Annotated in this window: 5 protein-coding genes; 2 read left to right on the top strand and 3 right to left on the bottom strand. The window is 66.0% G+C overall.

The window, feature by feature from the left end:
* Window positions 1–1,236 (top strand): TonB-dependent receptor (locus tag E1K68_RS27770; RefSeq protein ID WP_244858796.1); only part of this gene is annotated, 1,236 nt, incomplete at its 5' end.
* 120 nt (window positions 1,237–1,356) lie between these two features.
* Here the strand turns inward: E1K68_RS27770 and E1K68_RS11155 are convergent.
* Genes E1K68_RS11155 through E1K68_RS11145 form a run of 3 tightly spaced genes read right to left on the bottom strand, consistent with a single transcriptional unit; the run spans window position 1,357 to window position 7,481 of the window.
* A complete protein-coding gene (locus E1K68_RS11155) occupies window positions 1,357–3,504 on the bottom strand; it encodes a TonB-dependent receptor (RefSeq protein ID WP_034135682.1) in 2,148 nt (715 codons plus the stop codon).
* 33 nt (window positions 3,505–3,537) lie between these two features.
* Complete coding sequence (locus E1K68_RS11150; protein WP_212614095.1) at window positions 3,538–6,600, bottom strand: hypothetical protein; 3,063 nt, start codon at window positions 6,598–6,600, stop codon at window positions 3,538–3,540.
* Entirely contained in the window at window positions 6,597–7,481 is an 885-nt protein-coding gene (locus E1K68_RS11145; protein ID WP_034135684.1) for an ABC transporter ATP-binding protein, read from the bottom strand. The genes E1K68_RS11150 and E1K68_RS11145 overlap by 4 nt, the downstream gene beginning before the upstream one ends.
* Before the next feature lie 300 nt (window positions 7,482–7,781).
* Between E1K68_RS11145 and E1K68_RS11140 the strand changes: the two genes are divergently transcribed.
* Complete coding sequence (locus E1K68_RS11140; protein ID WP_212614094.1) at window positions 7,782–14,192, top strand: non-ribosomal peptide synthetase; 6,411 nt, start codon at window positions 7,782–7,784, stop codon at window positions 14,190–14,192.
* Window positions 14,193–14,224 lie beyond the last annotated feature (32 nt).

Here is a 14,224-nt window from a genome sequence, read left to right as displayed (position 1 = left end):
AAAGTCGATCACGACTTCGCCAACAGCAGCCTGACGTCCACCACCGCCACTGACACTGCCGACTTCACCGGTTTGATCGCCTACGACAGCAAACTGATGGGCGCCCTCTATGGCACGCCCAGCGAGTTCTGGGTGGTGGACAAATCCTTCGAGCGCAACTGGAGCCAGGACGTGCACCTGAGCTCATTGCCCGACGCTGAAGTGTTCTGGGTCGCCGGCGTCGCCGCCAGCCGCAACGAACGCAGCTACGATACCCCGCGCAATACCTACGGCACGTCCGGCGCCAAGTTCCGCGACTTCACCACCACCACTTACGCAGGCTACGGCGAAGTGACCTTCCCCCTCAGCGAACGCCTGAAGCTCACCACCGGCTACCGCCACTCCTGGGACCGCAATACTTACAACGGCCAATACTTCGCCGGCAGCAGCGCCGTGGACGACTCGCGCAGACTGACCGATCACTACGGCACCGGCCGCGCCGCCCTGAGCTATGCGATCACCCCACAGACCAACGTCTACGTGCAACTGGCCCGGGGCTATAAATCCGGCGGGTTCAATGACTATGCCTCCCAGGTCAGCGACAGCGCCCCCTACAAGGCCGCCGTCAGCAAAGCCGCTGAACTGGGCTTCAAAAGCACGACAGCAGAGGGTCGTGGCAGCCTCAATGGTGCGCTGTTCTACACCCGCGTGCACGATGACCATTTGCTCGGCTATGACGCGGCGACCTTCGCCACCAACGCTTTCAACGCCGACACCCGCACCCGTGGCGCCGAACTGGAAGGCAGCTGGCGCGTCGACCAGGGCCTGACCCTGGCCGCCAGTGCCACCTATCTCGATGCCAAAATCACCCGTGGCGTGCAAGCCATTCAGGCCGGTGACGTCGCGGCCGGCAACCGCACCCCGGATGTGCCGCGCTGGAGCGCCAACCTCAACGCCAGTTGGAAGCACCCACTGGGCAGCATCGCCAGCCTGGGTGAAACCATCCTCAACACCAGCCTCAACTACCATCTGGTGGGTGAACGCGCGGCCGACCCGCAGAATCACTTCAACCTGGATAACTACGAGAAGCTCGACCTGCGGGCAGGGTTGGAGAGCAAGTTCGGGGAAGTGTATGCGTTCGCCGACAACCTGCTGAACCAGACGTACGACACCTACGGTTTCTACAGTGAGCCGGTAGCCTATGGCGGGCCATCGCGGCGGCGCACATTGGGTGTGGGCTATACCTACCAATTCTGATCCTGCAGGAGCGGGCTTGCTCGCGAAAAACCTCAACGATAACGCGGGCACCCTGGATGAACGCGGTGCCTGTGAGTTTTTCGCGAGCAAGCTCGCTCCCACAAGAAGGCAATGTACGCCTCAGAACTCGTAGCTGTACCCCACCCCCGCCGAACGCCCCCTGCCCGGCATCCCGGTCAGCACCGCGTCAGTGGAATAAGCGCCATACAAGTCATACCGCGCATCCAGCAAGTTATCGCCCCACAGATAAACTTCCGAACCACCGCTCTGCAGCCCCAAGTGCACATCCAGCTTGGCGTAGCCCTTGAGGTCATAGTGATTCTGCGCATCAGCCGGGCGGTTTTTCTGCACGCGGTAGTTGAGCAAGGTGTTCAGGCGCGGCGCCGGCAAGCCCAGCAGTTCACCCAAGGGCTTCTTCCAGGCAATGCTGAAGTTGCCGCTCCACAGCGGCACGTCCGGCACGCGACTACCCTTGACCACATCACCGCCGGACACCCCCGGCGCATCGGAGGTCACGACCGCGTTGGTGTAGCTGATGGCGCTGCCCAGGGTCAGTTCATCGCTGACATGCCAGGTACTCGACAACTCGGCACCTTTGCTGCGGGTATCGGCATTCACCGCGCTGACCGCCAGGGACGTGAAGTCATAACCCAGCAAATGGTCATCCTGCACGCGGGTGATGAACAACGCCCCTTCCAGGCTCAGCGCACCGCCTTCGCTTTCATGCTTGAAACCGACTTCCGCGGAGTTCACCTTGGCTGCCTTGTAGGGTTGGCTGTCCTTGATCGACGTCGCGTAGTCGTTGAACCCGGTCGACTTGTAGCCCCGCGACAACACCGCGTACAGGTTGGTCTGCGGCGTCCAGGCGTAGCTCAGGGCCACGCGCCCGGTGCTGTAGTCGTCCTGCAAGCGTCGGCTGTCGTTGATCAGGTTGGCGCCACTGCTGTAATCGGCGCCGTAGGTCTTGCGGTCCCAGGTGTGGCGCAGGCCGGTGGTGAGCTTCCAGTCCTCGGCAATCGGGAAGGTCACTTCGCCGTACGCGGCATAGCTGTTGGTGGTGAAATCGCGCAGTTGCCGGGCGCCATTGGTGAAGTTGTTGGAGTCAAAACTGCGCTCGGAACGGGACAGGTTCACCCCGGTTACCCAGAACACATCGGCATCGGCCAGTGAGCCCAGGCGCAGGTCCTGGCTCCAGACTCGCTCATGGGCCGAGTCTTCGATCAAGTACTCAAAAGGCTGACCGTACAGCGCGCGGGTGATGTTGCGATCATAGCCCTTGACCGCATTGAAGTCAGTGCTGGTATAGGCGCTGATCGAGGTGATCCGGGCCTGGGCCAGGTCATGGTTGAGCTCGAAGGAATAACGCTCGTTGGTCTTCTTGTTGCCATTGAACGTGCCAGGGGTGTAGTCGAGGCTGGGGCGGTTGCCGAACGGTCGCAGGATCTCCAGGCCGGCATAGTGATCAGCGCGCTGGCGCTCGGCGGTCAGCAGGCCGGTGGTGCCCGCGTCGTTGTCCCACAACAGGCTGCCGCGCAGGGCCAGGTCGCGGGGTTTGGTCAGGGGGTCGCCGTCTTGTTGGTCATCGACCCAGTTATCAAAGCCGCTGCGACGCACGGCAATGCGCCCGGCCAACGACTCCGTCAACGGCCCGCCCACCGCACCCTCGGTCATGAACTGGCCTTGGTTGCCCACTTCGCCGCGCACGTAGCCCTCCAGCTCGCGGGTGGGTTTGCGCGTGGTGACGTTGATCGCGCCCGCTTCGCTGTTACGCCCGAACAAGGTGCCTTGGGGCCCCTTGAGCACTTCCACTTGCTGCACGTCGAGGGTGGCCATCGCTGCGTTGCGCACCGACATCGGCACGCCGTCCACGTTCAGCACCACCGAGCCATCGTCCATGCTCATCTGGTTCAGCGAGCCAACCCCACGGATACGCACGTTGGCATCGTTGGCGCCGCCCCAGGAATTCACATCTACCCCAGGCGTTGTGCGCAAGGCGTCTTCCAGGGTGCGTAAACGCCGGGTCTCGAGGGTTTGCCCATCGAGCACCGAAAGGCCGAACGGAACGTCCTTGGCACTTTCCTGGTTCAATCGCGCGCTCACCGTCACCGGCGCCAGCTCGATGGTCTCGGTACTGGCCGTCGGTTGAGCGTCAGCGGCATAAGCCGCACACATCTGGCTGGACAAGGCCAGTGCCATGGCTTGGGTCAGCACGTTGGCCCGCCAACCGATAGGACGGCGTAGCGGCTGGATAGACAGTTCAGGTGACATGGCAAAGCTCCACAAGGCAGGGATGGTTCACATTCATTGCGCAGGCCCCCAGCGCTTGAGCGCGGCGGCAATCGCATGTTCGGAGGGTGCGCCCAGCAGGCGCTGGATCGCAGCGGGCCATCCCTGGCCGTGACGGACGTCGGCGGTCATCGCCATGAGGTGTTCGGGGGATTGCGCCGCCACCCAGTCAAGGCTGACCAGCGCGGCATAGTGGGCGGCCCAGCCCTGTTCGCGAGCATCGGCCAGGGTGCCGACAGGCTCACCGTCATTGCCCAGGGCGCGCGTCAGGTCGTCGGCCATCAGCTTGACCAGCGCGGCGCGGGCGTCAGCACCGTCAACGTCCTCCACGCACAGCAGGCCCACCGCCCCCGCCACACCCTGGCTCAACCCCAGGTAACCGGGGACCTGGCGCAGATCGCTGGCCTCGATCAGCCATTGGCGGGCAAGCAGCTCGGCAATGTAGGCACGACGCGTCCAGCGCCCGACACCGACCGACGCCACGTCCCAATTCGGTGACTGGCTGAGCAATAGATGGCCGTGGCTCAAACGGCTGGCGCCCATGCCCGCAGGCCACAGGCTCAGGTGTTCGACACGGGGCCGGCTGCCCAGGCGCCGTGCTATGCAGGCACTCATCAAGTCCAGGTCTTGCTGTACTTCAACGGTGGTGTGCGCACGGCTGGGGTCTGCCTGCGTCGGCGTGACATAGGCAAAGTCCAGTGAGCCAAGGCTGCGACCGTTAAAGGCGCGGCCATCGACCTCGATCAGCCATTGCCAATCGCCGGCCGGGGCGACAGCCTTCACGGCCACCGCCGCGCCCGTCGGTAGTTGGGGCACCCGCACAGGCAGCCCGGCTTCGCTACGCTGGGCCGGCGCACGCAGTAGGCGTTCGCTGTCCAGGCCCAGGCGCGGCACCACACGGCGCGCTTGCAGCCACACACCCTGAGGCCCGAGCCAGAAGGCCTCACCTTCGGCGGGCCAGCCGTCGGCGCGCACCGTCCAGTTCAACGCCACCTGGCAACCGCTCGCCGCACAGCCGTCCAGAGGAACGCGCAGATGCTCGCTGGCTTGTTCGAACCTGACCGGCCGGCCCATCACGCTGGCAGCCGTCACCTGCAGGCCTGGCGGTAACTCGGCGTCCAGCTGGGCAGCGACCACCCCCTGCAACGTCCATTGACCCACTACCTGTCGCGCCGCCGAATCAACCCGCAGGTGCAACTGCCCGCCGGCCACCTGCCAGGCACTCGCGCCAGGCAGCCAGCGCTGTTCCCAGTCAGCGCGTTCGGCACGTTGCGCAGCAACAGACTGATAACCGCCCAGCTCCACCAGATGCCGCTGCAACAGCACGCCGCTGCCGAGCATGCCCACGACGCCGAGGGCCAGCAACCCACCCGGCAAACCGAGCAATCCGTCGCGCACCTCACTCAAGCGCCGCCGCTCCGGCCCACGGGGCAACACCAGTGCCGCCACCGCCAGTAGCACCAGGCAACCGGCCAGTTTCCAGCCGGCCAAGGTGGCGAGAAACGCCAGCCAAGGCGCCCAGCCGGTCAGCAGCGACACACTCACATGCGCCGGGATCGCCATGGCATAGGGCGGGTAACTGACCAGCCCCAATTCATGGTTGAGCACCAGGAAAAACGTCAGCAGCATCGAGGTGGCATACGCCAGCCCCGAGCGACGAATCAGCGCATGCACCAGCACCGTGAGCATCGCCAACTCCATCAGCGGCGGCGCGAACACCAGCGCTTGATAGACCAGCACAAAGCCGGGCGCCAGGCTGTCGGGCGCGGCAATCGCACTGATCAGCAAGCTCGCCAGGCCCGGCACCAACGCCAGGGCCAGCGTCGCCAGTAGCACGCAGGCCACCCGCCCCAGCAGGCGCAACCACGCCGGCGCCGCAGTGGCCTGCAACATGGCGCCAAAACCTTCGACATCATCGCGCCGGCACACCAGCCCAACCAAGGCTGCGACAATAAACGCGATCACCAGAAACAACGCGCTCGACAGCAGCGGCAGGGTCAGATCCGCCCGAGGCACCATCGGCCCACGCGCATGCCACACGCCGTGGACAAAACCACTGAGCACACCCATCACCAGCAGCAAGCCCAGGGCCACCCAGCCGATACGCCGGGCAAACACTTGGCGTATCTGCCAACGCGCCTCGCGCCACAAGGCCCGTGGCCACTGGCTGCTAACCAGCGGGCCAGGCAACGTCACGGCGTTCGCCAACAGCATCGGCGGTTCTGCCAACACCGCCCCGCTACGCTTGCCCATCAAACCCTGACGTGTGGTGCGGGCCAACACCACGGCCAGCAACAGCAGGGGCACTGCGCACCACAGCAGGCGGTTAAGCCAGAAACCCGGGGTCAGCGCCAACAGCGATTGGGATTTCTGCGCGGCACTCCAGGTTTCCACCTGAGCCTGGGCAAAGGTAAACAACGATGGGTCCAGGCTGGCCGCCAACAGTGGGTTGATATGCCCGCCCTTGAGCACCACCACGGCAAACATCCACAACAGCATCAACACCGTCGCCAACCCGAATGGCGCGGCCAAGCCACGGCTGCGCAAGGCCAGCAGGTAATACAGCGCACCGATCCCGGTACTCACCGGCAATAACAAGGCGACCCAGGCAAATCCCAGCGCCGACCACATCGGTGCACCGATACTCGCCGCCGGCACCCAGCCGAGCCAACCCAGCACCGGGCTGACTAAAAACCCGACGATCAGCGAACTGGCGAGCAAGCCGCCCACCAGCGCTGCGCCAATAAACCGCCCCCACAACAATGCCGGCAGCGACAGCGGCAAGGCCAGCAGCACCTCTTCCAGCTGCGCCTTGCGGTCGCGCAGCGCCGGTTGTGCGAAGACCCAGGCCCAGGCGAAGAACAGGAAGAACATGCACCCGCAGGACATCAGGTAGATCAGGCTCGGGGCATTGCGCGCGATGTCGCTGGCGCCCATTTTTTGCACGTAGTCGGCATTGGTCAGGGACATCAGCAAATAGCCGGTGAGGCCCAAAAACACCAGCAACGGAATACCGCTGCGCAGCCCGGCGCGCACTTCCACCCAGGCTTCACGCATCAACAGAGCAAAGGTAGTCATGCCTCGCCCGCCTCGCCGGCCTGGGCCAGCGCCAGGTAATAGATATCTTCCAGGCGCGGCGTGTGGGGCGTGAAGCGCGGGTCAGCCGGGCGCCCGCCGTGCACGATCACCCGACTGCCAACAGGGCTGGCGGCCACATGCAAGGCAGCCGGCAGCGGCTCACCACGGGCGAACGCAGCCTCCCACAAGCGGCCCTGTTCGGCGCGCAGCAAATCTGCCGGGCGGCCTTCGATGACAATCCGCCCCCCGGCCAGCACCGCCAGGCGGCTGCACAGGTTCTCGACGTCTTCGACGATATGGGTCGACAACAGCACGATCGACTCGGCCGCCACATCCGCCAGCACCCGGTGAAAGCGGTTGCGCTCGGCCGGGTCGAGGCCGGCGGTGGGCTCATCGACAATCAGCAGGCGCGGTGAGCCGATCAGGGCCATGGCAATGCCGAAGCGGCGCAACATGCCCCCAGAGTAGGTGGCGAGCGCGCGGTGCGCGGCTTCCTGCAGGTTGACCTTGGCCAGCAGGCCTTCGACTTCCTCACGGCGCTGGCGGCTGTCGGTACGCCCCTTGAGCCAGGCGAACCGCTCAAGCAAATCTCGCGCACTCACCCCCGGGTACGCCCCCAACTGCTGCGGCAGGTAACCCAAGCGGCGGCGCAACTGCCCGGGCTCGGCGAGCACATCCAGCCCATCCAGTTCGATGCTGCCGGCGTCCGGTTGCTGCAAGGTTGCCAGGGTGCGCATCAGGCTGCTTTTGCCCGCGCCATTGGGGCCGAGCAAACCGTACATGCCAGGGCCCACATTCAGGTCCACGCCGCGCAACGCTTGGACGCCATTGTTGTAGCGCTTGCACAGACCGCGCACTTGTAAACCTGAATCGACTGACATCCACACCTCCATCAAGGGTCAAGCCCTGCAAAAGGGCGGCGAGCGACGGTAGTCAAGGGCGGCGGCGCAGCGCTACCCGATTCAAGTCATTTTCCAACCGTATCCCGCGCAGTGATCAAAGCCATGGCCCGCCCCCGCGCAGCTGTCACCCGCGCCAGGCAAACGGATACGGGGCAAAAACGATTCGATCCGGGTAGTCCATACAATGAGAATGACTAGCATCTTCTTCCACGCAGCTACCTGCCTTCAGCGCCTGGGCCAACGCCGGCCCGGGCCCTAGCGATGAGAAGACGTTGAGCCATGGCCACTCCCTGCACCTCAACCGCAACACTGTTGCGCCGTTCCCTGTCCGAAGCCCTGGGCCAGCCTGCCGAGCAGATCCCCCTGGAGGCCAACCTGATTGAATGGGGGCTGGATTCGGTGACCCTGATCCGCCTCGCCGGCCAATGGCGCCGCCAGGGCCTGGCCGCACGGTTCGCCGAGCTGGTGGCCGACCCACGCCTGTGCGCCTGGCTGGTGCTGCTGGACACCGCGCCGGTGACGCCCGCGCCCGTCAATAGCCATACGGACGACGGCCTGCCCTTTGAACTGGCGCCCATGCAGCACGCGTACTGGGTCGGCCGCGCCCCAGGGCAACAGCTGGGCGGTGTGGCGGCGCACTTCTATAACGAATTCGATGGCCACGACGTTGACCCGCTTCGCCTGGAAGCCGCGGTACGGGCCTTGCTGGCACGCCACCCCATGTTGCGTGCGCAGTTTCTGGAGGAGGGTCGCCAACAGATCCTGCCCCATAGCCCCTGGCCAGGGCTGAAGGTGCATGACCTGCGCCAGGCCGATGCCACACAACTGCAACAGCAACTGCACGCCTTGCGCGCCGCGTTGTCCCATCGCCAGTTGGCGGTGGAACAGGGCCAGGTGCTGGATATTCAGCTCTCGCTATTGCCCCACGGCACCCGCCTGCACCTGAACCTGGACATGCTCGCCGCCGACGCCTTGAGCCTGCGCACTCTGCTGGGCGACCTGGTGCAGTTGTATCGCCAACAGCCCCTGCCCGCGCTGGCCTACAGCTTCCCGCGCTACCTGGCCGACCTGCGCCAGGAACAGGCCAGCCCCGAGCACCGGGCACGTCACCAAAACGCCCGTGACTATTGGTTGCAGCGCCTGGACACCCTGCCCGGCGCCCCGCGCCTGCCCATCAAGCCCCAGGGCGATGAGCGCCAAGTGCGCCGCCGTCACCATTGGCTGACGCCGTCCCAGCGCCAGGCATTTGAACGCCACGCCCGCGAGCACGCCCTCACCCCGGCCATGGCCCTGGCGGCGGTATTCTGCGAAGCCCTCGGCGCCTGGTGCGAGACGCCCGAGCTGTTACTCAACCTGCCGTTGTTCAACCGCACGCCGTTGCACGAGGACATCGAGCGCCTGGTCGGTGACTTTACCTCGTCGATCCTGCTGGCCTGGGATGGCCATGTGGCCGGCACCTTCGCGGCCCGTGCCACGGGGCTGCAACAACGCTTCCACAGCGATGCGGCCCACAGTGCCTTTACCGGGCTGGAGGTGTTGCGCGAGCTGTCACGCCGGCGTGGCGAGCAAGTCCTGGCGCCCGTGGTGTACACCAGTGCCCTGGGTCTGGGGGAATTGTTCGCTGAGGGTGTGCAGGAGAGTTTCGGCCAGCCGGCCTGGATCATTTCCCAGGGCCCGCAAGTGTGGCTCGACGCCCAAGTCACCGAACTGGACGGCGGCATCCTGGTCAACCTCGATGCCCGTGAAGGGCTGTTCGCCGAGGGCGTTCTGGATGGACTGTTCGACGCCTATACCGGCCTGTTGCAAGGTTTGTGTCATGACGCAGCCGCCTGGGATCAAGCGACTTCGGCGCTGATCCCCAGCCGCCAGTTGGCCGAGCGCAGCGCCGCCCAGGGCCACGTCGCGACGCTGCCGAGCCAACGCCTGCACGAAGGTTTTTTCACCCAGGCCCGGCTGAAGCCTGCCCTTCCAGCCCTGTTGTACGGCGACCACGCCCTCAGCTATGGCGAGTTGGCCGAGCGCGCCCTGTGCGTCGCGGCGTACCTGGAGGGCCAGGGCCTGCAACGCGGTGACGTGGTCGCCCTGCAATTGCCCAAAGGCCCCGAGCAGGTGATCGCCGTACTGGGCATCCTCGCGTGCAGTGCCACCTACCTGCCTATCGGCATCGACCAGCCCGCTGCGCGCTGCCGCACAATCTGCGACAGCGCCGGTGCCCGCCTGCTGCTTACCCAACTGCCGCAGGCTGGCGACGCACTGGCGGCGCCACGGGCCGGTGCGGTCAGCGACCTGGCCTATGTCCTCTACACCTCCGGTTCCACCGGTGAACCCAAAGGCGTGGAGATCAGCCACCAGGCCGCCGCCAACACCCTGGAGGACCTGCAACGGCGCTTGCAACTCAACCGCGATGACCGAATCCTGGCGCTCTCGGCGCTGGAGTTCGACCTGTCGGTATTCGACCTGTTTGCCCCGCTGGCCTGCGGCGCGGCGGTGGTGTTGATCGAGCCCCACGCGCAGCGCGATGCCCTGCGCTGGCGCGAACTGGCCACTCAACACCGCACCACCGTGCTCAATTGCGTGCCGGCGCTGCTCGACATGCTACTCGGCTGTGGCGACGCCCCGTTGCCCCTGCGTGCAGTCTTGCTGGGCGGAGACAAGGTCGCGCCGCAGCTGGCGCCACGCCTGTGGGCCCAGGCTCCCGGATGCCGCTTCATGGCCCTGGGCGGTGCGACGGAAGCGGCGATTCACTCGACGCTGTTCGAAGTCGTGCCCGGCCAGGCGTTGCACTGGCATTGCCTGCCCTACGGCAAACCCTTGGATAACGTCAGCCTGCGCATCGTCGACCCGCAGGGCCATGACTGCCCGGACTGGGTGCCCGGCGAACTGTGGATTGGCGGCGCCGGAGTGGCCGAGGGTTATCGTGGCGACCCAGTGCGCAGTGCCGAACGCTTTGTGGTTTATAACGGCCTGCGCTGGTACCGCACCGGCGACAGTGCGCGCTACCACCCCGACGGTACGGTGGAGTTCCTGGGCCGCAGCGACTTCCAGCTCAAGCTGCACGGCTACCGCATCGAAGCCGGTGAAGTGGAACACGCGCTGCTGGCTTGCCCCGGCGTCGACCAGGCGGTGGCGCTGCTCGCCGGCCAGCAGCTGGCGGCGGTGGTGCGCCTGGCGAATGGCCCGATGCAACCTACCGCGCTGGCGTTTCCAGGCCTGGTCGAACGCCTGCCAGCCTACATGATTCCCAGCCTGATCCTCGGCTGCGCACAATGGCCGTTGACCACCAATGGCAAGGTGGACCGCAAGGTACTCAACGGCTGGCTGGCCGACCATCGCGGCACTTACCAGGCCGTGCTGTCGCCGCCCTGCGGGGCCATTGAACAACAGGTGGCCCACGCCTGGCAGCAGTTGCTCGGCTGTGGCGAGGTGTGCCGCGAGCACAACTTCTTCGCCCTGGGCGGCGACTCCCTGAGCGCCACGCGCCTGGTGCGCCTGCTGGCCGAACAAGGGCTGGGCGGCGCACGAATCGCCCAGGTATTTACCAAACCAGTGCTGGCGCAGTTTTGCGCCGACCTGCATCAACAGGCCGAGGCCGAACCGCAACGCACCGTTGTTCCGGATCTGGCCCAACGTCACGCGCCCTTCCCCATGACCGAGGTGCAGCAAGCCTACTGGCTGGGTCGTGACCCGAGCCTGGTATTGGGCGGAGTGAGCTGCCATTTCTACCGCGAATACGACGTCGAAGACCTCGACCTGCCGCGCCTGCAAAACGCCCTTGGGCGTCTGATCGAACGCCACGAAATGCTGCGTGCGGTGTTCGATCAAACAGGCCAGGCCCGCATCCTGCCCCAAGTGCCCACCTTCGTGATCGGCCAAAGCCACGCTTGCCTCGAAGACCTGCGTGAACACTGTGCCCACCGCGTGTTCGATCCCGCCCAATGGCCGCTGTTCGATGTGCAGGCGGTGACCCAGGGCCGGCATACCCGCCTGGCCATCAGCCTGGACAACCTGATCCTCGACGCACTCAGCATCCTGCGGTTCTATACCGAACTCGACGCGTTGTACCGCGAGCCGACGCTGGCCCTGCCACCGCTGCAATTGTCCTTTCGCGACTACCAGATTCAGGCCGGCGTGAAACCCGCCGAACTGCACGCTGCGCAGCAGTTCTGGCAAGCACGCCTGCCCACCTTACCGCCGCACCCGCAACTGCCCCTGGCTGCCGACCCCGCCAGCCTGGGCCGACCGCGCTTCGAGCGCCTGCAAGGGCAGGTCAAGGCTCGGGCCTGGCAAGCGATCCTGGCCAAGGCGCAACAGCACAGCCTGACTGCCTCGGCGGTGCTGCTCTGTGCGTTTGCCGAAACCCTCGGGCGCTGGAGTACGCGCCCGGACCTGAGCCTGAACCTCACGCTGTTCGACCGCCGGCCTGTGCATCCGCAGATCGATCAGGTGATGGGCGACTTCACCTCCCTCACCCTGCTCGGCTACGTGCCCGTGGCCGGCGAACGCTGGCTCGACCGCGCCAGGCGCACCCAGCACACGCTCGGCGAGGCCCTGGAACATCGCTGCGTGGGGTCGGTGAGCCTGTTGCGCCAACTGGCGCGCAGCAATGACGAGCACCAGGTGAGCATGCCGGTGGTGTTCACCAGCGCCCTGGGCGTACCGGATGGCACCGCCGCGCCGGTGGACGGGCCCTTCGCCAGGCAGGTCTTCGGCCTCACCCAAACCCCGCAGGTGTGGCTCGACCATCAGGTGGTCGAAGCTGACGGCGGCATCGCCCTGAACTGGGACCGCGTGGTCGGGCTGTTCCCCGAAGGGCTGGTCGAAGCGATGTTCGACGCCTACCTGCACAGCCTTGACTGGTTGGCCGAACACCCCTGGGACAGCGCCCCGCCAGACCTGCTGCCGCTGGCCCAGGCACAGGTACGCGCACGGTTGAATGCCCCTGGCGCCAGTGTTGCGGGGGACCCGAGCCTGCACCAGGGCTTTTTCCAACAGGCGCACCAATCGCCGCAACGCCCTGCGCTGTTGTGGGGCGAGCATGGGAGCCTGAGCTACGGCGAACTGGCCGACCGCGCCCTGCGCATCGCCCGCAGCCTGATGGACGGAGGCGTGGCAGCCGGTGACCTGGTGGCAGTCTCCCTGGCCAAAGGCCCGCAACAGATTGCCAGTGTGCTGGGCGTGCTGGCAGCGGGCGCGGCCTACCTGCCGGTGGGGGTCGACCAACCGTTGCAACGCTGCCAGCGCATCCTGCAACAGGCCGGCGTTGGCCTGATCCTCGCCGAGCACGACCCACACTTGCCGGGGGTCAAGCACCTCACGCCCTCACAGGCACAATGCGCCGAACCGTTGCTGGCCCCCGTGGCCGTGTGCGCCAACGAACTGGCCTACGTGATCTACACCTCCGGCTCCACCGGCCAGCCCAAGGGCGTGGAAATCACCCACCGCGCCGCGATGAATACCGTGGCCGAGATCAATCGTTGCTACAGCATCGACGCCTCGGACCGGGGCTTGGCGCTGTCAGCACTGGACTTCGACCTGTCGGTATATGACCTGTTCGGCCTGCTCTCGGTGGGCGGCGCCCTGGTGTTGATCGAAGAAGACCAGCGCCGCGACGCCCGCGCCTGGCTCAAGGCCCTGCAACACCATCGCGTAAGCCGGTGGAACAGCGTGCCGGCGCTGCTCGATATGTTGCTGGAAGCCAACGCGCTTGAGCGCCAACCCCTGGGGTTGAAAGTAGCCCTGCTGTCGGGCGACTGGATTGGCCTGGACCTGCCGCAACGCCTGCGCCAACAGGCGCCGCACTGCCGCTTTATCGCCCTCGGCGGCGCTACCGAAGCCGCGATCTGGTCCAACCACTTTGAAGTCCAGCAGCCGTTGCCGGGCTGGCGTTCAATCCCCTACGGCGTGCCACTGGCGAACCAGGCGTACCGGGTAGTGGACGCCCTGGGCCGCGACTGCCCGGACTGGGTCACCGGCGAGTTGTGGATCGGCGGCGCCGGCGTCGCACGCGGCTATCGCCATACACCGCAGTTGAATGCCGAGTGCTTTATCGACGGTTGGTACCGCACCGGTGACCTGGGCCGCTACCGGCCCGACGGTTTGCTGGAGTTCCTTGGTCGCGCCGACACCCAGGTCAAGGTCCGTGGCCACCGTATCGAACTGGGGGAAATCGAAGCCGCCCTGGCCCGTCATCCCTGTGTAAACCAGGCCGTGGCGCTGGTCGCAGACACGCGCTTGCTGGCGGCAGTTGCTGCCAGCACCCACGCTGACGTGCTCGCCCAGCACTTGGAACACTGCCTGCCCGCGTATATGCGCCCGGAACAGATTCTGGTGCTGGAACGTCTGCCCCTGAGTAGCAACGGCAAGGTGGATCGTCGCGCCTTGCTCGCCCCCTTGGCGGCTGCGGCCCAGGCACGTCCCGCGCCGGATGAGGCCCCGTTGAGCGTCGCTGAACAGCAGGTCGCCGAGTTGTGGCAGCAGTTGCTCAACGTGCCCAGCGTGTCACGCCACGACAACTTTTTCCGCCTGGGCGGCGACAGCCTGCTCGCCACGCGGTTTCTCGAAATGCTGCGCAGCCGCCTTGGCCTGGAGCTGCCCATGGGCCAGCTGTTCGGCGCCGCCAGCCTGCTGGAAGTGGCGCACGCCCTTGAGCGCCAGCCCACCCCCGACACCGTTGAAGAAGGCCTCATCTGATGCCTGCGCACACTTCCCCTCTTCCAGGAGCT

The organism is Pseudomonas sp. B2021 (assembly GCF_018135665.1).
Classification (GTDB): domain Bacteria; phylum Pseudomonadota; class Gammaproteobacteria; order Pseudomonadales; family Pseudomonadaceae; genus Aquipseudomonas; species Aquipseudomonas lactis.
The sequence above is the reverse complement of the archived record's forward strand: the minus strand, read 5'-3'. Positions and strand labels throughout refer to the sequence as shown.